The 21,693-nt window shown below is 72.7% G+C and carries 22 protein-coding genes; 10 read left to right on the top strand and 12 right to left on the bottom strand.

Annotation, left to right across the window (positions count from 1 at the left end; all coding sequences use genetic code 11):
• Positions 1-76: 76 nt before the first annotated feature.
• From C4U44_RS03865 to C4U44_RS03855, 3 genes are all read right to left on the bottom strand, one after another.
• On the bottom strand, positions 77-316 hold the full coding sequence (locus tag C4U44_RS03865; protein ID WP_103884107.1) for a chaplin: 240 nt from the start codon (positions 314-316) through the stop codon (positions 77-79).
• Positions 317-493: 177 nt separating this feature from the next.
• Positions 494-1,138 carry a response regulator gene (locus C4U44_RS03860; protein WP_103884106.1) on the bottom strand — a complete coding sequence of 215 codons (645 nt, stop codon included), beginning with the start codon at positions 1,136-1,138 and terminating at the stop codon, positions 494-496.
• Positions 1,131-2,282 (bottom strand): GAF domain-containing sensor histidine kinase, encoded by a 1,152-nt coding sequence (locus tag C4U44_RS03855; protein ID WP_103884105.1) that lies wholly within the window; start codon positions 2,280-2,282, stop codon positions 1,131-1,133. Before C4U44_RS03855 ends, C4U44_RS03860 begins: the two co-directional genes overlap by 8 nt.
• A 190-nt stretch (positions 2,283-2,472) precedes the next feature.
• Between C4U44_RS03855 and C4U44_RS03850 the strand changes: the two genes are divergently transcribed.
• From C4U44_RS03850 to C4U44_RS03840, 3 genes are all read left to right on the top strand, one after another.
• Entirely contained in the window at positions 2,473-3,303 is an 831-nt protein-coding gene (locus tag C4U44_RS03850) for an SDR family NAD(P)-dependent oxidoreductase (RefSeq protein WP_103884104.1), read from the top strand.
• The gene (locus C4U44_RS03845) at positions 3,300-4,424 is read left to right on the top strand and encodes an S-adenosylmethionine:tRNA ribosyltransferase-isomerase (RefSeq protein ID WP_200823121.1); all 1,125 of its coding nucleotides are present in this window, start codon (positions 3,300-3,302) and stop codon (positions 4,422-4,424) included. The genes C4U44_RS03850 and C4U44_RS03845 overlap by 4 nt, the downstream gene beginning before the upstream one ends.
• A gap of 274 nt (positions 4,425-4,698) precedes the next feature.
• Positions 4,699-5,541, top strand: a complete 843-nt coding sequence (locus tag C4U44_RS03840) for a transglycosylase SLT domain-containing protein (protein WP_103884103.1) — start codon at positions 4,699-4,701, stop codon at positions 5,539-5,541.
• Between the two features lie 149 nt (positions 5,542-5,690).
• On the opposite strand, the gene C4U44_RS03835 is transcribed toward C4U44_RS03840, so the two are convergent.
• The gene (locus tag C4U44_RS03835) at positions 5,691-8,351 is read right to left on the bottom strand and encodes an FHA domain-containing protein (protein ID WP_103884102.1); all 2,661 of its coding nucleotides are present in this window, start codon (positions 8,349-8,351) and stop codon (positions 5,691-5,693) included.
• Between the two features lie 371 nt (positions 8,352-8,722).
• Here C4U44_RS03835 and serB point away from each other — a divergent pair, with 371 nt between their 5' ends.
• Positions 8,723-9,991, top strand: coding sequence for a phosphoserine phosphatase SerB (gene serB, locus C4U44_RS03830; RefSeq protein ID WP_103884101.1), 1,269 nt, complete (start codon positions 8,723-8,725; stop codon positions 9,989-9,991).
• A 121-nt stretch (positions 9,992-10,112) separates the two neighbouring features.
• Here the strand turns inward: serB and C4U44_RS03825 are convergent, their stop codons facing one another.
• From C4U44_RS03825 to C4U44_RS03815, 4 genes are all read right to left on the bottom strand, one after another.
• Positions 10,113-10,634: a SixA phosphatase family protein gene (locus C4U44_RS03825; protein ID WP_103884100.1), complete on the bottom strand. Its 522-nt coding sequence runs from the start codon at positions 10,632-10,634 to the stop codon at positions 10,113-10,115.
• A gap of 172 nt (positions 10,635-10,806) precedes the next feature.
• Complete coding sequence (locus C4U44_RS03820) at positions 10,807-11,070, bottom strand: hypothetical protein (protein ID WP_103884099.1); 264 nt, start codon at positions 11,068-11,070, stop codon at positions 10,807-10,809.
• 246 nt (positions 11,071-11,316) lie between these two features.
• The gene (locus tag C4U44_RS43185; RefSeq protein WP_265737305.1) at positions 11,317-11,439 is read right to left on the bottom strand and encodes an SGM_5486 family transporter-associated protein; all 123 of its coding nucleotides are present in this window, start codon (positions 11,437-11,439) and stop codon (positions 11,317-11,319) included.
• A 42-nt stretch (positions 11,440-11,481) separates the two neighbouring features.
• Positions 11,482-12,795, bottom strand: coding sequence for a CynX/NimT family MFS transporter (locus C4U44_RS03815; RefSeq protein ID WP_103884098.1), 1,314 nt, complete (start codon positions 12,793-12,795; stop codon positions 11,482-11,484).
• Positions 12,796-12,817: 22 nt separating this feature from the next.
• Between C4U44_RS03815 and C4U44_RS03810 the strand changes: the two genes are divergently transcribed.
• Complete coding sequence (locus tag C4U44_RS03810) at positions 12,818-13,501, top strand: FadR/GntR family transcriptional regulator (RefSeq protein WP_103884097.1); 684 nt, start codon at positions 12,818-12,820, stop codon at positions 13,499-13,501.
• Positions 13,502-13,618: 117 nt separating this feature from the next.
• Here the strand turns inward: C4U44_RS03810 and fabI are convergent, their stop codons facing one another.
• A complete protein-coding gene (gene fabI / locus C4U44_RS03805) occupies positions 13,619-14,410 on the bottom strand; it encodes an enoyl-ACP reductase FabI (RefSeq protein ID WP_103884096.1) in 792 nt (263 codons plus the stop codon).
• A gap of 4 nt (positions 14,411-14,414) precedes the next feature.
• A complete protein-coding gene (gene fabG, locus C4U44_RS03800; RefSeq protein ID WP_103884095.1) occupies positions 14,415-15,134 on the bottom strand; it encodes a 3-oxoacyl-[acyl-carrier-protein] reductase in 720 nt (239 codons plus the stop codon).
• A gap of 527 nt (positions 15,135-15,661) precedes the next feature.
• Between fabG and C4U44_RS03790 the strand changes: the two genes are divergently transcribed.
• From C4U44_RS03790 to C4U44_RS03780, 3 genes are read left to right on the top strand one after another with little or no spacing between them, the layout of a single operon-like run.
• Positions 15,662-17,185, top strand: coding sequence for a TldD/PmbA family protein (locus C4U44_RS03790; protein WP_103884202.1), 1,524 nt, complete (start codon positions 15,662-15,664; stop codon positions 17,183-17,185).
• Entirely contained in the window at positions 17,182-18,588 is a 1,407-nt protein-coding gene (locus C4U44_RS03785; RefSeq protein ID WP_103884093.1) for a metallopeptidase TldD-related protein, read from the top strand. The genes C4U44_RS03790 and C4U44_RS03785 overlap by 4 nt, the downstream gene beginning before the upstream one ends.
• Before the next feature lie 57 nt (positions 18,589-18,645).
• Entirely contained in the window at positions 18,646-19,221 is a 576-nt protein-coding gene (locus C4U44_RS03780; protein ID WP_103884092.1) for an RNA 2'-phosphotransferase, read from the top strand.
• Positions 19,222-19,287: 66 nt separating this feature from the next.
• Here C4U44_RS03780 and C4U44_RS03775 read toward each other — a convergent pair whose 3' ends face one another.
• Complete coding sequence (locus C4U44_RS03775; RefSeq protein ID WP_103884091.1) at positions 19,288-19,569, bottom strand: GlsB/YeaQ/YmgE family stress response membrane protein; 282 nt, start codon at positions 19,567-19,569, stop codon at positions 19,288-19,290.
• A gap of 248 nt (positions 19,570-19,817) precedes the next feature.
• Between C4U44_RS03775 and C4U44_RS03770 the strand changes: the two genes are divergently transcribed.
• Positions 19,818-20,213: a DUF3099 domain-containing protein gene (locus tag C4U44_RS03770; protein WP_103884090.1), complete on the top strand. Its 396-nt coding sequence runs from the start codon at positions 19,818-19,820 to the stop codon at positions 20,211-20,213.
• 213 nt (positions 20,214-20,426) lie between these two features.
• A complete protein-coding gene (locus C4U44_RS03765; RefSeq protein WP_103884089.1) occupies positions 20,427-20,651 on the top strand; it encodes a hypothetical protein in 225 nt (74 codons plus the stop codon).
• Here C4U44_RS03765 and moaA read toward each other — a convergent pair.
• A complete protein-coding gene (gene moaA / locus C4U44_RS03760; RefSeq protein WP_103884088.1) occupies positions 20,634-21,623 on the bottom strand; it encodes a GTP 3',8-cyclase MoaA in 990 nt (329 codons plus the stop codon). The two genes, C4U44_RS03765 and moaA, sit on opposite strands and share 18 nt — an antisense overlap.
• Positions 21,624-21,693 lie beyond the last annotated feature (70 nt).

Genomic DNA, 21,693 nt, shown 5'->3' with positions numbered 1-21,693 from the left:
GCCCCGCGGCGACGTACGGGGACGTCGGCTGCGGGGCCCGCGGGTGGCGCCGCCCGGTTGCGGACGGCAGCCGGTGTCACATGTTGGCGCTGGTGTCGCCGAAGGCCGGGTTGAGCAGGCCGATCACGTTGATCGTGTCGCCCGTCACGTTGACCGGCACGTGCACCGGGACCTCCGCGACGTTGCCGGAGATGACACCCGGGGACTTCACGGCGGCACCCTCAGCGCCCGAGCTGGCCGAGGCCGCACCGGCACCGGCGGCGATGATGCCACCTGCCACGAAGGTGATGGTCGCGGCCTTCTTCAGGTTCTTCACTGGGAACTTCCTCCTTGCGGGACGCACCGCGGCCATCCGCCGCGGCACGCCATGCAGAACGGATCGCCGAGACTTCGGATGCGCGACCCGGGAGACATACACCCGACAGTATGAATCTCACTCCGCCAAGCGCGGGTGTACGGGCGTGGCGCCTCGGCGCCCGCGGCGGAGCGCGCTTCAGCCGCCCACGCCGTTGCGCACCGCCCACAAGGCGGCCTGCGTACGGTCGGCGAGGTCGAGCTTCATGAGGATGTTCGACACGTGGGTCTTCACGGTCTTCTCGGAGAGCACCAGGGCGCGGGCGATCTCGCGGTTGGAGCGTCCGTCGGCGATCAGGCCGAGGACCTCGCGTTCGCGGTCGGTCAGGGCGTTGCCGCGACCGGTGCCATGGGCGGGTTCGTCCCGGGCGAGCAGCGCCCCGGCCACCTCGGGCTGGAGCAGGACGTGCCCGGCGTGCACCGAGCGGATCGCGTCCGCGAGCGCGACCGGGTCGACGTCCTTGTAGACGTACCCCGCGGCGCCGGCCCGCAGCGCGGGGACGACGGTGCGCTTCTCGGTGAAGCTGGTCACGATCAGGACCCGGGCGGGGCTCTCCGCCTCGTGCAGCAGCCGGAGGGCCTCGATGCCGTCGGTGCCGGGCATCTTGACGTCCATCAGGATCACGTCGGGGCGCAGCTCCAGGGCGCGGGCCACCCCTTCGTCGCCGTCGCCGGCCTCGCCGACGACCTCGATGTCGCCCTGGACCTCGAGGAAGGTCCGCAGGCCGCGGCGGACCACCTGGTGGTCGTCCACGAGCAGCACCCTGATCGCGTTGTCAGCCACCTGGCACCTCCATCTCGATGACGGTGCCCTTGCCGGGCTCCGATTGCACGGTGAGCGAACCGCCGACGCCGTCGGCGCGGTCCCGCATGGAGACCAGGCCGAGATGGCGTCCGGCCCGGCGCACGGCGGTGGGGTCGAAGCCGCGGCCGTCGTCGCGGATGCGCAGCCTGGCCCCCCTGCCGTTCCCTTCGAGGGTGACGGCGACGGTGCGGGGGTGGGCGTGGCGCAGCGCGTTGTGGGTGGCCTCCTGGGCCACCCGCAGCAGGGCCTCCTCCTGGGGCGCGGGCAGCGCGCGGATCCGGAAGGCGTGGAACGTGACGCTCGCCGAGTGCACCCGGTCCAGGACATCGGCCTCTGTGCGCAGGGTCGCCACCAGCCCGTCCTCGTCGAGGGCGGCCGGGCGCAGCTCGACGACCACGGCGCGCAGCTCGTCGGCCGCCTCGGCGGCCAGCGCCGCGACCTGCCGGATCTCCTCCTTGGCCCGGCCGGGCGCGGTGTCGATCAGCGCCGCGGACGCCTGGGCGGTCAGCCGCAGGGAGAACAGCTTCTGGGAGACCGCGTCGTGCAGCTCGTGGGCGATCCTGGCCCGCTCGCCGGCCAGCGTCAGCTCGCGGCTGCGCTCGTGCAGCCGGGCGTTGGTCAGGGCTATGGCGGCGTGGTCGGCGAGGATGCGCAGCAGGTCCTCGTCCTCCTGCGTGAACCCGCAGGAGGCGTCGGAGGGCTTCGGGCAGGTCTTGTTGGCGAGGAAGATCGCGCCGAGGATCTCCTCGCCGTCGGCCACCGGCATGCCGATGAAGTCCTTCATGACGGGGTGGGCGCGCGGCCAGCCGGCGAAGCTCTCGAAGTCGCGGACGTCGGTGAGGCGCTGCGGGGTGGCCTCGTGGAGCATCGCGGCGAGCACGCCGTGCTGCCGGGGCAGCGGGCCGATCGCCTTCCACTGCTCGTCGCTCACCCCGTCGACGACGAACTGGGCGAAGCCGCCGTGGTCGTCGGGGACGCCGAGCGCCGCGTACTGCGCGCCGAGCAGTTCCCGGGCGGAGGCCACGATGGTCTGCAGCACCTCGCGCACCTCCAGCCGGCGGTTCATCGCGAGGATCGCGGCGCTCACCGCTTCGATACCGCCTCTCGGCGTCCGGTTGGACATGCTCCCCACGGTACCCGCGCAGGTGACGGGCCGTATGCGCCGTCGGACGGACCGTCCTGGTCCGCCCGTCCTAGGGCCAAGGGCCCGCGCCGGTTGGGGCGGCGGCCCGAGGCGTGGGCACCGGCGGCGTTCCTACGGTGAGGGCATCGGGTCCGGCTGCCTCGCCGGGCCGTGACGGGAGGCGGGAACCATGCCGGTGGCGATCATCACGGGCGCGTCGCGCGGGCTGGGCCGGGCGCTGGCCGAGGAGCTGGCCGGGCGCGGCTGGGATCTGGTACTGGACGGCCGCGACGCGGACACACTGTCGGCGGCGGCGCGGGACCTGGAGCGCGATCGTCCAGATCATACGAAATCACTCATTTCAGACGTATTGCCCGCGATTCCCTATAAAGGGGACAAGCACGCGAGCGGCACGGTGGTGGCGACCCCGGCGCCGGAACGGACGGTACGCAGCCGGGTGCGGGTGGTCGCCGGCGATGTGACGGCTCCCGCCCACCGGACCGAGCTGGTCGCGGCGGCTCGCGAGCTGAGCGGCGGCGCCGGCCCGGACCTGCTGGTCAACAACGCGAGCGCGCTGGGCGCCGAGCCGCTGGTCCCGCTGGCCGACCTCACCGAGGAGGGGCTGCGCCAAGCGCTGGAGACCAACGTCACCGCGCCCTTCGCGCTGACCCGGGCGCTGCTGCCGGAGCTGCGCGCGACCGGCGGCGCGGTGCTGAACATCAGCTCCGACGCGGCCGTCGAGGCGTACCCGACGTGGGGCGGCTACGGGGCGAGCAAGGCCGCGCTCGACCACCTCTCGGCGGTCCTGGCCGAGGAGGAGCCCGCCGTCCGCGTCTGGTGGGTGGACCCGGGCGACCTGCGGACCGGGCTGTACGCGGCGGCGGTGCCGGACGACCCCGACTTCGGGGAGCGCCTGCTGCCCGAGCAGGTCGCCCCGGCCGTGCTGCGGCTGCTGGACGGACCGGCGGCCAGCGGCCGCTACGTCGCCGCCGACCTGGCCGGCCCGGAGGAGGACCGATGAGCGCGGCGGCACCGGCGGTCGTGTGCGAGACGTGCGACACCGAGGCGGCCCGGGTGGACGCCGGGAGCCTGGCGGACCTGCGGCTGCCGCCGGAGCTGCTGGCCGCGGCGCCCGCGCCGCGCCGGGACGCGGTCCGCCTGCTGGTGGGACGGCGGGGCAGCGGCGAGGTGACCCACCACGGCTTCCGGGAGCTGCCCGGGCTGCTGCGGGCGGGCGACGTGTTGGTGGTCAACACGTCGAGGACGCTGCCCGCCGCACTGAACGGGCGGATGGCGGAGCTGGGCGCGGACCCGGCGACGGGCGCCCTGGTGGTGGTGCACTTCTCCACCCGGCGCGACGACGGCCGCTGGGTGGTGGAGGTGCGCTCCCCCGACGGCCGCGGCTCCACCGTGCGCCGGCCCGGCGGACCGGCCGGCGCCGAGGTGCGGCTGGCCGGCGGCGGGCGCCTGGTGCTGGAGCGGCCGCTCGTCCCGGACGCCGACCGGTTGTGGGTCGCGTCGGTGCGGGTGCCGGACGTGGTGCGGCACCTGCAGCGGCACGGACGGCCGATCCGCTACGGCTACACGGCGCGCGACCAGCCGCTGTCGGCGTACCAGACGGTCTTCGGCACGCCGTCGGCCGACGGGCGCGCCTCGGCGGAGATGCCGAGCGCGGGCCGGCCCTTCACCGCGCCGCTGGTCACGGAGCTGGTCAGCCGGGGCGTGCAGCTCGCGCCGATCGAGCTGCACACCGGGGTGGCGTCGGCCGAGGCGCACGAGCCGCCGTACGCGGAACCGTTCACCGTCCCGGCGAGCACCGCATGGCAGGTGAACGCGGCCCGGGCGGCCGGCGGCCGGGTGGTGGCGGTCGGCACCACGGCCGTGCGCGCGCTGGAGACGGCGTCGGACGAGCGCGGGACGGTGCGGGCCGCGCACGGCTGGACGGAGCTGGTGGTCACCCCGGAGCGCGGGGTACGCGCGGTGGACGGCCTGCTGACCGGGCTGCACGAGCCGGAGGCATCGCACCTGCTGATGCTGCGGGCCGTGTCCGGCGAGCAGCTGCTGGCGCGGGTCTACGCCGAGGCGTTGCGCGGCCGTTATCTCTGGCACGAGTTCGGGGACGTCAACCTGCTCCTGCCGTAAGGCATTTCGACAGCCGAATAAGCGTCACATAAAGCACCCCCTCCGTCACCTTCCGCGACGCAGGGGGTGCCCCCGTGTGACCTCACCTATAGGACCTGCGTCACATACTAAGCGGCTTAGTTGAATTCGATCACCGAAACACCCGTCAAAACCCGGCAAAGTCGACCGGCGCCGGCCGCGGGATCTACGAGTTCGACTCGTAGGAAGTCTCATTGACCCCCGATTTCGGACCCTCTAACAATTCTCGGGTCCCAATCGGAAGAGGTAATCCCGCATGCAGCTCCCCACGATCCCGAAGATCGGCCGGCTGAACAGGAAGCACAAGATCACGGTGGCCGGTGTCGCCGCCGCCGCGGCCGTTGCACTGACAGTCACCGGTCTCGAGGCGACCGCTGGTGGGTCGGCTGTCGCCGCAGGCGACCCGACTGGGTTCTCCGTCTCCACCGGCGACCAGGTCAAGAGTGTCGGCGCCAAGTCCGGCATGGCCTCGCAGAAGGCCATCTCCGACCAGGCCGCCGCGCAGAAGAAGGCCGTGGCCGACGTGGCTGCTGCCAAGAAGAAGGCGGCCGCCGACGCCGCCGCGGCGAAGAAGAAGGCCGCCGACGCGGCCGCCGCGAAGAAGAAGGCGGCGGCGGACGCCGCCGAGCGCGCGAAGGAAGCGGCCAACCGCTCCACCAAGCGCGTCGTCATCAAGCACACCACGCCCGTGGTCAAGAAGGCCGCGCCGGTGATCAAGAAGGCTGTTCCCGTCGCGCAGGCCACCACCGCCCCCAAGAAGGCCGTGGTGACCTACCCGAACAACCTGGACGGCTGGATCCGCGAGGCCCAGTCCGACCTGGCGTCGCACGGTATTCCGGTCCCGACCTACAACGGCATTTACCGCAATGTCATACGTGAGTCGTCCGGCAACCCGAACGCGATCAACCTGTGGGACTCGAACGCGGCGAAGGGCATTCCCTCCAAGGGCCTGCTCCAGACGATCGACCCCACCTTCAACGCGTACCACGTCTCCGGTACCTCGTGGAACGTCTACAACCCGGTCGCCAACATCGCCGCCGCCTGCAACTACGCGTACCACGTGTACGGCGGCATGGACAACGTGAACTCGGCGTACTGACCGGCGGATTCACCGCACCGCTGAGCCGCTGAGCCGCTGGAAACGCACACACGAAAAAGGGCGGTGGGACGAGAAGTCCCACCGCCCTTTCGCATGCGCCGCGTTGCCCCGTCAGCGGGCCGCACCGCGCAGCAGGTGCCGCACCGCGCCTACTTCCGCATGACCTCCGGCTCGTGCCGGCGCAGCAGCCGGGCGACGACGACGCCGCACAGCGTGGCCATCACCAGCAGCACCACGACGTCCAGCGTCCAGGTGTGCGCGGTGTGCTGCCACAGCGCGTCGTGCGTCTTGTGCGTCGGGTCCCACGGGAGCAGCACGTTCAGGCTCGCGGTGGCGCCGGTGCCGGCCACCGCCCAGCGGGCCGGCATCAGCCACGACAGCTGCTCCACCCCGGGCTTGCCGTAGAGCTGGAAGAGCACCCCGGTGAAGACGATCTGCACGATGGCGAACATGACCAGCAGCGGCATCGTCTTCTCCGCGGTCTTCACCAGCGCCGAGATGATCAGGCCGACCATCATCGAGGTGAAGCCGAAGACCATGATGACCAGGGTCATCTCGATGCCCGGGTGGCTGTGCAGGATGACGCCCTGGGTGGGCATCTTGCGCGGCGCGAAGCCGATGCCGCAGATGATGGCGCCCTGCAGCGCGGTGATCAGGCCGAGGACGATGACCTTCGACATCAGGTACGCCGACCGGGAGAGCCCGACCGCGCGTTCCCGCTCGTAGATCACACGTTCCTTGATCAGCTCGCGGACGGAGTTGGCCGCGCCGGCGAAGCACGCGCCGACCGCGAGGATCATCAGGATGGTGCCGGCGTCCTTGTTGGTGAACAGCGGCGGCTTGCCGGGGCCGAGCCCGTTGTCGGCGGGGATGAGGATGCTCACCACCCCGAGCACCGCCGGCAGGATCACCATCAGCCCGATGAAGCCCCGGTCGGAGAGGATCACCGACAGGTAGCGGCGCACCAGCGTGAACAGCTGCGAGCCCCAGCCCTGCGGCTTGGGCGGCCGGGCCGCCTGGTACGGGATGTAGTGGGCCTGCTGCGGGGCCGACTGGTCCAGCTCGGCCGCGTACGTCTGGTAATGCTGCGAACCGCGCCAGCGGCCGGACCAGTCGTAGTCGCGGTAGTTCTCGAAGGCGGAGAAGACGTCGGCCCAGTTGTCGTAGCCGAAGAAGGTCAGCGCCTCGTCCGGCGGGCCGAAGTACGCCACCGAGCCGCCCGGCGCCATGACCAGGAGCTTGTCGCACAGCGCCAGTTCCGCCACCGAGTGGGTGACGACCAGGACGGTGCGGCCGTCGTCGGCGAGCCCGCGCAGGAGCTTCATCACGTCGCGGTCCATGCCCGGGTCCAGGCCGGAGGTCGGCTCGTCCAGGAAGATCAGCGACGGCTTCGTCAGCAGCTCCAGGGCGACCGAGACGCGCTTGCGCTGGCCGCCGGAGAGCGAGGTGACCTTCTTGTCCGCGTGGATGTCGAGCTTCAGCTCGCGCAGCACCTCGTCGATCCGCGCCTCGCGTTCGGCGGTCGCGGTGTCACCGGGGAAGCGGAGCTTCGCGGCGTACCGCAGCGCGGTCCTGACCTGGAGCTCCTTGTGCAGGATGTCGTCCTGCGGGACCAGGCCGATGCGCTGGCGCAGTTCGGCGAACTGCTTGTACAGGTTGCGGTTGTCGTACAGCACCTCGCCCTGGTTGGCGGGGCGGTACCCGGTCAGCGCCCGCAGCAGGGTCGACTTGCCGGAGCCGGACGGGCCGATGACGCCGATCAGCGACTTCTCCGGCACCCCGAAGGAGACGTCCTTCAGGATCGTCTTCGTGGTCTTGCCGTGCGGCACGGTGACCGAGAGGCGGCGCGCGGAGAACGACACGGCGCCGTTGTCGACGAACTCCTCGAGGCGGTCGCCGACCAGCCGGAAGGTGGAGTGGCCGACACCGACGATGTCGTTGGGGCCCAGCAGGTGGCGCTGGATCGGCTGGCCGTTGACGTAGGTGCCGTTGTGGCTGCCCAGGTCGGCGATCTCGTACCGGCCGTCGGGGTGCGCGCGGAACTCCGCGTGGTAGCGGGAGACCTGGAGGTCGGTGACGACCAGTTCGTTCTCCCGCGCACGGCCGATCTTCATCACCCGGCCCAGCGCCAGTTGGTGGAAGGTGGTCGGGCTGCGCTCACCGTGGAATGCCGGTGCGCCCTGCGGCTGTTGCGGTTGCTGCGCGGGCGGTTGCTGCGGCTGCTGCCCCCATCCCGCCTGCTGCGGCGGGACCTGCGCGGGCGGCGCGCCCCAACCCCCGGGCCCCTGCGGCGGTATGCCCGGCTGCTGCGGCAGGCCCTGCTGCTGGCCGGCGTACATCTGCGGCTGCTGCTGCGGGGGTTGGTACTGCGGTTGCGGCTGCTGCGGCGGAGCCTGCGGGTAGCCGGCCGGCTGCTGCGGTGCGACCGGCGGCGCGGCGGGTGCGGCCTGGGCCGGGGTGGCCCCCGCGACCACCCCCGGCGCACCAGCGCCGACACCGGCCCCCGCGGGGGCCGTGAAGTTCAACCGTGGTCCGTCGGTCGCGTTGCCGAGGTTGATCACGGCTCCCGGGCCGACGTCCGCGTGCTGGACGCGCTGGCCCTGGACGAAGGTGCCGTTGGTGCTGCCGAGGTCCTCCAGCAGCCAACCGCGTTCAGCGCGGCGGATCGTGGCGTGCCGCCAGGACACTCTCGCGTCGTCGAGCACGAGGTCGCCCTGCGGGTCCCGGCCGAGGCTGTAGGACCGTGACGGGTCCAGCGGCCAGGTCTGTCCATTGAGTTCGAGTACGAGTTCAGGCACCCCATGCCCCATTTGTTGTCCCCCGAAGTCCCCCATGGAGGGGCAGTCTAGGGTTAGCGAACATCGGGAGGAACTATTTCAGGCTCGGATCCGTCGCCGATAGCCACCCTCCACGCCCCACGACGCGCTGTGTGCAACGCCGGTTCCGTCACCGGACGCCTTCGGTCCGGCGCCCGGCCGCGGGCGCAGCGCATCGGCTCGGGGGTACGGCCGGCGCACGGCTCCTGGGCAGCGCACGGCACGGCTCGGCACACGGCTCGGTGCACGGCACGGCGGACCGCTCTCCGGACGGCCCGCGGGTGTCCGCCAGCCGGGACGGCAGGTGACCGTCAGGCGGGACGGCGGGTGCCCGTCAGACGGACGGCGGCTACGGTGGGAACACCATGAACGACGCCCCGCAGACCCCACCGGCAGCCGCCGGGGACGAGATCGTCCCCACGCTTCCCGCGGCCGACGCGCCGACCCTCCTGGTCAAGATCTTCGGCAAGGACCGGCCCGGCCTCACCGCGGGCCTCTTCGACACGCTGGCCGGTTACGACGTGGACGTCGTCGACATCGAGCAGGTGGTCACGCGGGGCCGGATCGTGCTGTGCGCGCTGGTCACCGTGCCCACCGCCCGCGGCGCGGAGAGCGACCTGCGCGTCACGGTGCACGGCTGGGCCGAGTCGATGAAGATGCAGGCCGAGATCATCTCCGGGATCGGCGACAACCGTCCGCGCGGCGAGGGCCGTTCGCACGTCACGGTGCTCGGCCGCCCGCTCGCGCCGGAGGCGGTCGCGGCCATAGCGGCTCTGATCACCGGCGCCGGCGGCAACATCGACCGGATCTTCCGGCTGGCGAAGTACCCGGTGACCGCGGTGGAGTTCGCGGTGTCCGGCGCCGAGCACACCACGCTGCGCTCCGCGCTGGCGCTGGAGGCAGCCGCCCGCGGGGTGGACGTGGCGGTGGTGCCGTCGGGACTGCAGCGCCGGGCCCAGCGCCTGGTCGTCATGGACGTGGACTCGACCCTCATCCAGGACGAGGTGATCGAGCTGTTCGCGGCGCACGCCGGGTGCGAGGAGCAGGTCGCCGAGGTGACCGCGGCGGCGATGCGCGGCGAGCTCGACTTCGAGCAGTCGCTGCACGCCCGGGTGGCGCTGCTGGCGGGCCTGGACGCGTCCGTGGTGGACAAGGTCCGTGCCGAGGTGCGGCTCACCCCGGGCGCCCGCACCCTGGTACGGACGCTCAAGCGGCTCGGCTACCAGGTCGGCGTGGTCTCGGGCGGGTTCACCCAGGTGACCGACGACCTCAAGGAGCGGCTCGGGCTGGACTTCGCGGCGGCCAACACCCTTGAGGTGGTGGACGGACGGCTGACCGGCAAGGTGGTCGGCCCGATCGTGGACCGGGCCGGGAAGGCGCGGCTGCTGCGGGCCTTCGCCCAGCTCGCGGGCGTGCCGTTGAGCCAGACGGTGGCGATCGGCGACGGCGCGAACGACCTGGACATGCTCAACGCCGCCGGGCTCGGCGTGGCCTTCAACGCCAAGCCGGTGGTGCGCCAGGCGGCCGACACCGCGGTGAACGTGCCCTTCCTCGACACGGTGCTGTACCTGCTCGGGATCACCCGCGAGGAGATCGAGTCCGCCGACGAGGTGGACGGCACCCCCACCGACTGACACCCCCACCGACCGGCACCGCGGCAGCGGCTCGCGGGGATGCCGGATGCGCTCGTGGCGGCCCTGCGTCCAGGGTGCGTCCCGCAGGCGAACGCGCGGTGCGTCCGGCGTGCGGCCCACGCTACGCCTCGTGCGGGGTCCAGAAGCCGGTCAGCCGGCCCACGCCGTGCTCCACGGACTTCCACGGCCCGGTGAACGTCACGACGGCGAAGGCCGCGGTGGGGAATCCCCCGCTCTTCATCCGGGCTCCCGCGTCGCCCTCCGCGGATCCCGCCAGCGCCTCGGCCAGGGCGTGCATGCCCGGGTTGTGGCCGATCAGCAGGAGCGAGTCCACGTCCTCGGGGGTCTCGCCGACCAGGGCGATCAGGTCACCCAGCCGGGCGTCGTAGAGCCGCTCCTCGTAGACCGTCCTGGGGCGGTGCGTCATCTCGTGCGCGACGAGCTTCCAGGTATCGCGGGTGCGGACGGCGGTGGAGCACACGGCCAGGTCGGGGGTGATGCCGTCGTCGGTGAAGCGGCGGCCGGCCGCGGGGGCGTCCAGGCGGCCGCGTTCGGCCAGCGGACGCTCGTGGTCCGGTACGGACGGCCAGTCGGCCTTGGCATGCCTGAGCAGGACGATGGTGCGGGGCGAATCGGCGGTCATGCCTGTCAGCTTTCCAGAATTCCGGCCGGCGGGCGCGGGATGACCGGTCTCTCCAGGTCGGCGGGAATCCGCCGTTCGCCCGGGAGACACCGCCCCCTGCGGGCTGTGAGGCGCGCGGCGGTGCGCGCGGTCCCGTCCGGCGTCCCGGGCTCGGCCGGGGCTCGCGGCCGGCTCAGATCAGGTGCTGCAGCAGCGTGCCGAACACCGCGGCGAGCCGCCCGAACAGCTCGCCGCCGCCGGAGGCGGTCGTCGAGGCCTGCGCGGCTCCCCCGCTCAGCAGTGCGAGCAGGACCGCGAACGCCGTCACCGGCAGGGCCACCGCCCACCACGGCAGGCGCGTCTGCGCCGCCGCCTTGCCGGTGCCGCGCTCGGCGCGGGACGCGGCGCCGGCCGACCGGGACTGCCGCTGGTACAGGTGCGGGGACTGCGTGGTCACGGTGGCCGCCTCCGAGCTGGGACCGTCGAACTGCCGGATCGCTGTGTGCAGTTCGACGCTACGGGGGCGGCGCGGGACGGCCCATCCGGTCGTCCACCCACTTGACCCTGACCCTGGCCCCCTAGGGATGGTGGGGTTGTCCCCACCCCCTCCTCAGGGTCCGGTACGGGCCGGCGTCGGGGTCACGCGCCGGAACGGCTCGGCGACGGGGGCCGGTACGGGTCGTGACCGGGGCCGGCAGGCCGACTAGCCCATGCGGGCGGCGATGGTGGCGACGACCGCGACGACCGCGGGGACGCCCATCATGAGGCCGAAGATGATCAGCAACCGCCGCTGCGGCTGCGGGGGATTCGGTTCGAGTACGGGCATGAGGCAAGTCTGGCACCGTCTCCCGGGCGGCCCGCACCGGGGTCAGAGTTCGTCCTCGATCTGGCGGTTGCGCCCGGCCAGCATCCCGCACAGGACCTGGGGCACCACCAGCAGGATCATCAGCGCCATCGGCAGGCCCCAGCCGCCGCTGACCTGGTTGAGCGTGCCCACCAGGATCGGGCCGGGGATGGAGATCAGGTAGCCGGTGCTCTGGGCGAACGCCGACAGCCGTACGACGCCTGCTCCGCTCCGCGAGCGCATCCCGATCATCGTCAGCACCAGCGGGAACGCGCAGTTGGCGACGCCGAGCAGCACCGCCCACAGCCACGGCGCGGCGGCCGGCGCGGTCCACAGCCCGGCGAACCCGGCGACCTGGAACACCGCGAGCACCACGACGATCGCGCCCTGGGAGCCCATACGGGCGGCGAGCGGCGGCAGGACGAAGGACAGCGGGACCGCGATCACCATGGTGACGCCGAGCAGCAGGCCCGCCTTGCCCGCCGACAGTCCGGCGTCCCGGAAGATCTGCGGCATCCAGCCCATGGTCACGTAGGCGGCGGTGCCCTGGAGCCCGAAGTACCAGGCGAGCATCCTGGCGGTGCGGCTGCGGGTGATGCGGCCGTGCTCGCCCGCGGCCGGCTCGGGTGCGGTGCCTGCCCGCGCTGCCGGCCGCTGCCCCGACCTGTCCCGTACCAGCGGCAGCCAGGGCACGATCGCGACCACGGCGAGCACGGCCCACATGCCCAGACCCAGCCGCCAGTTGCCGCCCATCGCGTCGGTGAGGGGCACGGTGACCGCCGCGGCCACGGCGGTGCCCAGCGACAGGGCCATCGAGTAGATGCCGGTGACGGTGCCGACCCGATCGGGGAAGTAGCGCTTGACGATCACCGGCATGAGCACGTTGGAGACCGCGATCCCGCCGAGCGCGAGCGCGCTGGTGACCAGGAAGACCGGGGTGCTGCCGGACAGCGGGCGCAGCACCAGGCCGGAGGCGATGGCGACCATCCCGGCGCAGACGACCGCGCCGGGCCCGAAGCGGCGGGCCAGCCGGGGGGCGGCGAAACCGAACAGCGCGAAGCAGGCGGCGGGCACCGAGGTGAGCAGCCCGGCCATGGTGCCGCTCATGCCGAGGCCGTCGCGGACCTCCTTGAGCAGGGCGCCGAGGCTGGTGATGGCGGGGCGCAGGTTGACCGCGGCAAGGATCAGAGCGGCGATGACGAGGCGGCGCACCCAGGGGGCGGGCGGGGCCGGCCGGTCCGCCGTCCGATCGGGTCCGGGGGTGCCGGGCACCAGGCTCGCGGGGCGCCCGGGGGCGACCGCGACGGGGTCGAGGGCGAGGGATTCGTCATCGTACATGGAGCCATCATAGAATGATGGGATGAATCTCGGACCCGTGTCCCGCCCGGCGCTCCTCGCCGACCAGGTCATCGATCGGCTGCGCGCGGAGATCGCCTCAGGAAACTGGCCGGTCGGCTCGCGCATCCCGACCGAGCCCGAGCTGGTCGCGCAGCTCGGCGTCGCCCGCAACACCGTCCGCGAGGCGGTCCGCGCCCTGGCGCACAACGGGCTGCTGGACATCCGGCAGGGCTCGGGCACGTACGTCATCGCGACCAGCGAGCTCGCCGGGGTGATGCAGCGCCGTTTCTCCGGCGCCGACCCGCTGCACGTCGCCGAGCTGCGCAGCTCGCTGGAGGCCAGCGCGGCCGGGCTGGCCGCCGAGCGGCGTCGGGACGCGGATCTGCGGCAGCTCGACACCCTGCTGGACCGGCGCGAGCGGGCCTGGGACTCGGGCGGCGCCGAGTCCTTCATCCAGGCGGACGTCACCTTTCACCTCGCGGTGGTGGCGGCCTCGCACAACGACGTGCTCACCGCGCTCTACGCGGACCTGGGCGAGGTGCTCCGGGACTTCCTGCGCGCCGACCTCGGGCCCGAACTCCGGCCAGAGGACCACGTCGACCACGCCCGGCTGGTCGGTGCCATCCGCGCGGGGGACGCCGACCGCGCCGCCGCCGAGGCCCGCGAACACGCCTTCTTCTGCCGCTTCGTCACGCCCCGGGCGTGAACCGCCCCGCGCCCCGGGCATGACCGAAGGACGGGACGCGGGAGCGCGACGGCCCCCCGCCCGCAGGGGCAGGGGGCCGTCGCGCACGGGGCCGCGCGTGTGCGGACCTCGCGGAGGTCAGCCGCCGACGGCGTGCAGGCCGCCGTCGACGTGGATGATCTCGCCGGTCGTCTTGGGGAACCAGTCCGACAGCAGGGCCACCACGGCGCGGCCGGCCGGCTCGGGGTCGGAGAGGTCCCACGCCAGCGGGGAGCGGGAGTTCCACGTGTCGGCCAGGTCGGTGAAGCCGGGGATCGACTTGGCCGCCATGGAACCGATCGGGCCGGCCGACACCAGGTTGCAGCGCACGTTCTTGTCGCCGAGGTAGCGGGCGAGGTACCGGGACGTCGACTCGAGCGCGGCCTTGGCCGGGCCCATCCAGTCGTACTGGTGCCAGGCGTACTGCGCGTCGAAGGTCATGCCGACCACCGAGCCGCCGCCCACCGCGTCCGGGCCGCTCGGCTCGGTCATCAGCGGCAGGCACGCCATGGTGAGGGACTTCAGCGAGTACGCCGAGACGTGCATCGCGGTCGCCACCGACTCGAACGGCGTCTCGAGGAAGTTGCCGCCGAGGGCGTCCTGCGGGGCGAACCCGATGGAGTGCAGGATCCCGTCGAGACCGCCGAGCTCCTTGCGGATGACCTCTTCGAGGCCGGCCAGGTGCTCGTCGTTGGTCACGTCGAGCTCGATGACGTTCGTCGGCTTGGGGAGCTTCTTGGCGATCCGCGCGGTCAGCGTGGGCCGGGGGAACGCGCTGAGGATGATCTCGGCGCCCTGCTCCTGCGCCAGCCGGGCGGCGTGGAAGGCGATGGAGGACTCCATCAGAACACCGGTGATCAGGATGCGCTTGCCTTCGAGGATTCCGCTCATGTGATCAGTGACCCATGCCCAATCCGCCGTCAACGGGGATGACGGCTCCAGTGATGTACGAGGCGTCGTCCGAGGCGAGGAAGCGCACCGTGGCGGCGACCTCCTCGGCCCGCGCGTACCGACCCAGCGGCACCTGGGCGACGATGCCGGCCCGCTGTTCGTCGGTGAGCGCCCGGGTCATGTCGGTGTCGACGAAACCGGGGGCGACGACGTTGAACGTGAGGTTGCGCGAGCCCAGTTCGCGGGCGAGCGAGCGGGCGAAGCCCACCAGGCCCGCCTTGGACGCGGCGTAGTTGGCCTGCCCGGCGCTGCCCAGCAGCCCCACCACGGACGAGATCAGCACGACCCGGCCCTTCTTGGCCCGCAGCATGCCGCGGTTGGCGCGCTTGACCACGCGGAAGGTGCCCACGAGGTTCGTCTCGAGGACGGCGGTGAAGTCCTCCTCGGACATGCGCATCAGCAGCTGGTCGCGGGTGATGCCGGCGTTGGCGACGAGCACCTCCACGTTGCCGTGCTTTTCCTCGACCTCCTTGTACGCCTGCTCCACCTGCTCCGCGTCGGTGATGTCGCAGCGCACGGCGAGCACGCCCAACTCGGCGAGCTCCGCGGGCGGCTCGCCCGACCGGTACGTGATGGCGACCTTGTCGCCCGCGTCGGCGAAGGCCCGGGCGATGGCGAGGCCGATGCCCCGGTTTCCTCCGGTGACGAGAACCGAGCGGCTCAACGGATCACTCTTTCCCTGCGTCGATGGTCGTGGTGTATGCCTGAAAACTATCGGCAACCACCGCGTTCCGGGGGATCGCCCCCCACAGCCTGGTAACGCGGTCCCTGTCGGATTCCTACAGTCCCCGCGTCGCCACTGGTCCGGACCCAGATTTCCGGTCCCCGAAGTGGCACGCCGATCCAAGCGCCGCGCACGGCGCCGCCGGTCGGCGTCACCTGCACCGTACCCGTACCGCTGCCTGCGCCGTCGTGCGGGAGCGGCCGCCGTCCACGTGGACACCGGACCCGGTGGCGGGGCGAGCGGGGGCACGTGGATCCGGGGCGCGCTGTTCGAACGCGACATCGGACGCGACGTCGCGCACGACACCGGACGGGGCTTCGGACAGGGCTTCGGACGAGGCGCCGGACGCGGTGTCGGGCGGGGCGCGGTGGGCGGCCGGGGAGTTGTCCACAGGCGGGCGGAAATCTCCGTCGCGGGGTGCCGCGGACATGGTTCACTGCGAAGACGCGAAGGAAGGGAAGATCGTCGTGCCGCATGAGGTGGATGAGTCGTTCGTGGCGTTGCCGTTGCGCGCGCTTGCCGACGCCGCGTTGGCGAGGGCGCGTGCGCTGGGGGTGGAGCACGCGGACTTCCGGCTGGAGCGGGTGCGCAGCGCGGCGTGGCGGTTGCGGGACGCCCGCCCGGCCGGCGCCTCCGACTCCACCGACCTGGGATACGCGGTGCGCGTCGTGCACGGCGGGGCGTGGGGCTTCGCCGCCGGCGTGGACCTGACGATGGACGGCGCGGCCAAGGTCGCCGCGCAGGCCGTCGCGATGGCGAAGCTGTCGGCGAAGGTGATCGACGCCGCCGGTTCGCAGGAGAGGGTGGAGCTGGCCGCCGAGCCGGTGTACGCGGACCGCACCTGGGTGTCGGCCTACGAGGTCAATCCGTTCGACGTGCCCGACCCGGAGAAGACCGGTCTGCTCGCCGAGTGGAGCGAGCGCCTGCTGCGCGCCGAGGGCGTCTCCCACGTGGACGCGTCGCTGCTCACCGTGCAGGAGAACAAGTTCTACGCCGACACCGCCGGGACCAGCACCACCCAGCAGCGCATCCGGCTGCACCCGTCGCTGACCGCGGTGTCGGTCGACCCGGACAGCGGCGACTTCGACTCGATGCGCACCCTCGCCCCGCCGGTCGGCCGCGGCTGGGAGTACCTGACCGGGGACACCTGGGACTGGGACGGTGAACTCGCCGCAATCCCGGGTCTGCTGGCCGAGAAAATGCGCGCCCCCTCGGTCGAGGCGGGGCGGTACGACCTGGTGGTCGACCCGTCGAACCTGTGGCTGACCATCCACGAGTCGGTCGGCCACGCCACCGAGCTGGACCGCGCGCTGGGTTACGAAGCGGCCTACGCCGGCACCTCCTTCGCCACCTTCGACCAGCTCGGCACCCTGAAGTACGGCTCCTCGCACATGAACGTGACGGGCGACCGGACCGCCGAGCACGGCCTGGCCACCGTCGGGTTCGACGACGAGGGCGTGGCCGGCCAGTCCTGGGACCTGGTGCGCGACGGCGTCCTGGTCGGCTACCAGCTCGACCGGCGGATCGCGAAGCTCACCGGGTTCGAGCGGTCCAACGGCTGCGCGTTCGCGGACTCCCCCGGCCACGTCCCGGTGCAGCGCATGGCGAACGTGTCGTTGCAGCCCGCACCGGACGGACCGTCCACCGAGGAGCTGATCGGCTCGGTCGACCGCGGGATCTACGTGGTCGGCGACCGCTCCTGGTCGATCGACATGCAGCGGTACAACTTCCAGTTCACCGGCCAGCGGTTCTTCCGGATCGAGCACGGCAGGCTCGCCGGCCAGCTCAAGGACGTCGCGTACCAGGCCACCACCACCGACTTCTGGGGTTCGATGGCGGCGGTCGGCGGCCCGCAGACCTACGTGCTCGGTGGCGCGTTCAACTGCGGCAAGGCCCAGCCGGGCCAGGTCGCGGCGGTCAGCCACGGCTGCCCCTCCGCCCTCTTCCGGGACGTCAGCATTCTCAACACCACGCAGGAGGCCGGCCGATGACCAGCAGCGCCAGCAGCGCGGCGACCAAGCCGCACGAGATCGTCGAGCGGGCCCTGGAGCTGTCCCGGGCCGACGGCTGCGTGGTGATCGCGGACGAGGAGTCGAGCGCCAATCTGCGTTGGGCGGCCAACTCCCTGACCACGAACGGCGTGACCCGCGGCCGGACCCTGACGGTGATCGCCACCGTCGACGGCGCCGAGGGCACCGCGTCGGGCACCGTGTCGCGTTCCGCGGTGAGCGCCGAGGAGCTGGAGTCGCTGGTGCGGGCCGCGGAGGCCGCCGCCCGGGAGGCGGGACCCGCCGAGGACGCCCAGCCGCTGGCGGCCGGCCGCGCCCCGTCGGCCGACTTCACCGCACCGCCCGCCGAGACCTCCTCCGAGGTCTTCGCGGCCTTCGCGCCCGCGCTGGGCGAGGCCTTCGCCACCGCCCGGGCCGGCAGCCGGGAGCTGTACGGCTTCGCCCACCACTTCGTCACCTCCACCTACCTGGGCACCTCCACCGGGCTGCGCCTGCGGCACGACCAGCCGTCCGGCACCCTCGAGGTGAACGCGAAGTCGCCCGACCGCACCCGCTCAGCGTGGGCCGGCCGCGCCACCCGCGACTTCACCGACGTCGATCCGCTGGCGCTGGACACCGAGCTGGCGCAGCGGCTGGGCTGGGCGGAGCGCAAGGTGGACCTGCCGGCGGGGCGGTACGAAACGCTGCTGCCGCCCACCGCGGTCGCGGACCTGCTGATCTACCAGCTGTGGTCGTCCGGGGCGCGGGACGCCGCCGAGGGCCGCACCGTGTTCAGCCGGAGCGGCGGCGAGACCCGGATCGGCGAGAAGATCGCCTCGCTGCCGGTGACGCTGCGCAGCGACCCGGCGGAACCGGGCCTGGAGGCGGCGCCGTTCGTCATCGCGCACGCCTCCGGCGACGACTCCTCGGTCTTCGACAACGGACTGCCGCTCGGCCCGGTGGACTGGGTGCGCGACGGCACCCTCAACCAGCTGATCACCACGCGGCACAGCGCGGAGCTGACCGGTGTGCCGCTCGCCCCCATGGTGGACAACATGGTGCTCGACGCGGGCGGCACACGGTCCCTGGAGGAGATGGTCGCCGGCACCGAGCGCGGCCTGCTGCTGACCTGCCTGTGGTACATCCGCGAGGTGGACCCGGCGACGCTGCTGCTGACCGGCCTGACCCGGGACGGCGTGTACCTGGTGGAGGGCGGCGAGGTGACCGGTGCGGTGAACAACTTCCGCTTCAACGAGTCGCCGGTCGACCTGCTGGGCCGGGCCACCGAGGCCGGCCGCACCGAGCGCACCCTGCCCCGCGAGTGGGGCGACTACTTCACCCGCGCCGCCACTCCGGCGCTGCGGATTCCCGATTTCAACATGAGTTCGGTCAGCCAGGGAGTCTGACCGGACCCGGGCCGGCCGGGGTGCGCCCGGCCGGCCCCGCCGAGGGGGCGGACGCACATGCTCGACGAGAAGCAGACCGTCAAGGTCTCGAAGTTCCTGTCACGGGTGCTGCGGCACGACCCGCAGGCGGTCGGCGTCACGCTCGACGGCGGCGGCTGGGTGGACGTGGAGGAGCTGCTGGCCGCGTGCGCCGCCAAGGGCCGCCGCTGCTCGCGGGCCGACCTGGACCACGTGGTCGCGACGAACAACAAGAAGCGTTTCGCCTTCTCCGCCGACGGCCGCCGGATCCGGGCCAGTCAGGGCCACTCGGTCCCGGTCGACCTGGGCCTGGCGGCCGCCGTTCCCCCCGACGTGCTCTACCACGGCACCGCGACCGCCACATGGCCGTCGATCCGGGCGGAGGGGCTGCGCCCGATGTCCCGGCAGGACGTGCACCTGTCGGCCGACGTGGAGACGGCCCTGCGGGTCGGCGCGCGGCACGGCAGCCCGCTCGTGCTGGTGGTGGACGCGGCCGGACTGGCCGCGGACGGCCACGAGTTCCGGGTCAGTGACAACGGGGTGTGGCTCACCGGCCCGGTGCCTCCGCGGTGGCTGCGGCGGTGGAAGGCGTCATCGGAGCAGCCCCGCGGCTGACGCGGCGACCCGCCCGACGCGACACGCTGCGCCCGCGTACGGCGCCTCCCGCCCCGGCCGCGCCGGTCACACCGTGGTGCTGCGCTTTCGGCCCTTGTAGGCGGCCCACAGCCCGTCGCCGAGGGCCACGAGCACGATCGCGCCGACGAGTTGGAGGGCGTGCCGGGTCCAGTCGAAGCCCTTGGTGTCGTCGACCCCGATCCAGCGGGCCGCACCGTTGCCGAGTGCGCTGCCGGCCATACCGCAGATGACGGTGAGCCACAGGGGCAGGCTCTGCTTGCCCGGGATGATCGCCTTGGCGATCAGACCGAGCACCAGACCGACGATGATCGCCCACAACCAGCCCATGCCGTTCGCCTCCTCCGGCCGGGCAGCGGGTGCCCGGCAGTCGTGCCGCCAGTCTCCGTCCGGTCCTCCTACGCCGCACGTCGGAGGGCCCACTACCGCTCGGGGCCGGCCAGGCCCGGCACGGCACGCGGGCAGCTCCCCCACCCTGATGCGCGGGGACCCGGCGGCGTACCGTGGACCCGTCGGGCAGCAGCGTCGTGACCCGTGATCGGCGCGGTCCGATGCGTGGAGCAGGCGGGTGGAGCGGGATGCGGAAGCAGGGCGGGTCGGAGGTCTTCCCGATTTCCGGGGCACGGACCGGACTGACCGAGGACGTACGCGGGCGCCAGCGGCGCTACATCATCTCCATGTCGATCCGCACCCTCTCGGTGATCCTCACCGTGGTGCTGTGGAACGTCGAGCGGCCGCTGGCCTGGGCGACGCTCGTGCTCGGCCTGCTGCTGCCGTACGTGGCCGTCGTGTTCGCGAACGCGGGCCGGGAGAACACCCCGACGCTGCCCTCCTCCTACGTGCCGCCGTTGATCCGGCCGGCCCTGGAGCCGACCCGGGTGGAGTCGGCGGCCGAGCGGGCACCGGAACCCATGGCGGAAGCGGCGGCGGACCCGGGACAGGAACCGGCGGGCGAGCGCCCCGACGTGGGCTGATTCCCCCTGGCGCGATCATGGATAGGTCTAGACCTATGGCAGCTCGCGGGGAACCTCAAGAAAAGCTCAGATCAATCATCGGGTTCCCCCTCCACGAGCGGCTGACCGCGTGACATACTGCGGTACGCGCTCCGTATCCCCCGTCGGAGCGATGGACCGACGCCGGGCGGCTCCCCCCGTGGCTGCCCGGCGTCGCCATGTTTACTGGGTGCCATGAGCGACGAGACGCCGACCTGCTCGGCCAAGGGCTGCCGGGTGCCGGCCGTGTGGGTACTGGCCTGGAACAACCCGAAGCTGCACACGCCCGAGCGGCGCAAGACCTGGCTGGCCTGCGAGGAGCACCGCGAGCACCTGTCCCGGTTCCTCGGCGCGCGCGGCTTCCTCAAGGACGTGGTCGCGCTGACGGAATGGCAGGAGCGGTCAGCCGCCGATGGCTGACATCGGGCGGTCCGGCTGGAGGAAGGCCGGGTCGTCCAGGCCCGAGCCGGCCTTCTTGCCCCACATCGCCGCCTTCCACCGCGCGGCGACCTCGTGGTCCGGGGCGCCGGAGCGCAGCGCGCCGCGCAGGTCGGACTCCTCGCGGGCGAACAGGCAGTTGCGCACCTGGCCGTCGGCGGTCAGCCGGGTGCGGTCGCAGGCACGGCAGAACGGCCGGGTGACCGACGCGATCACGCCGACCCGGGCCGGGCCGCCGTCCACCAGCCAGCGCTCGGCGGGCGCGTGGCCGCGGGCCGGCTCGCCCTCGGCGGTGAGGGTGAAGCGGGTCCGCAGCGCGCCGAGGATCTCCTCGGCGGTGACCATGTCCGTGCGCTGCCAGCCGTGCTGGGCGTCGAGCGGCATCTGCTCGATGAACCGCAGCTCGTAGCCCTCCGCCAGTGCCCAGCGCAGCAGTTCGGGGGCCTCGTCGTCGTTGACCCCCCGCATCAGCACGGAGTTGACCTTCACGGGAGCGAGCCCGGCGGCGCGGGCGGCGTCGAGGCCGTCGAGCACGTCCTGGTGCCGGTTGCGGCGGGTCAGGGTGTGGAAGACATCCGGGCGCAAGGTGTCGAGCGAGACGTTGACCCGGTCCAGGCCGGCCGCGCGCAGGGCGGCGGCGGTGCGACCCAGCCCGATGCCGTTGGTGGTCAGGGAGAGCTTCGGGCGCGGCAGCAGGGCGGCGCAGCGCTCCACGATGCCGACCAGGCCGGGGCGCAGCAGCGGCTCGCCGCCGGTGAAGCGCACGTCGGTGACGCCGAGGTCGGTGACGGCGATCCGGATCAGCCGGACGATCTCGTCGTCGGTGAGCAGATCGGGTTTGGCCAGCCACTGCATGCCCTCCTCGGGCATGCAGTACGTGCAGCGCAGGTTGCAGCGGTCGGTCAGCGAGACCCGAAGGTCCGTGGCCACCCGACCGTACGTGTCGACGAGCACGGTTCCTCCTCTCGCGCCGGGGCGCCCGCGCGGCGCCTCGTACCACCTCCTTCCACCCTAGAGGGCACCG

Origin of the sequence: Actinacidiphila yanglinensis, from assembly GCF_900107965.1 — a bacterium.
GTDB lineage: Bacteria > Actinomycetota > Actinomycetes > Streptomycetales > Streptomycetaceae > Actinacidiphila > Actinacidiphila yanglinensis.
The sequence above is the reverse complement of the archived record's forward strand: the minus strand, read 5'-3'. Positions and strand labels throughout refer to the sequence as shown.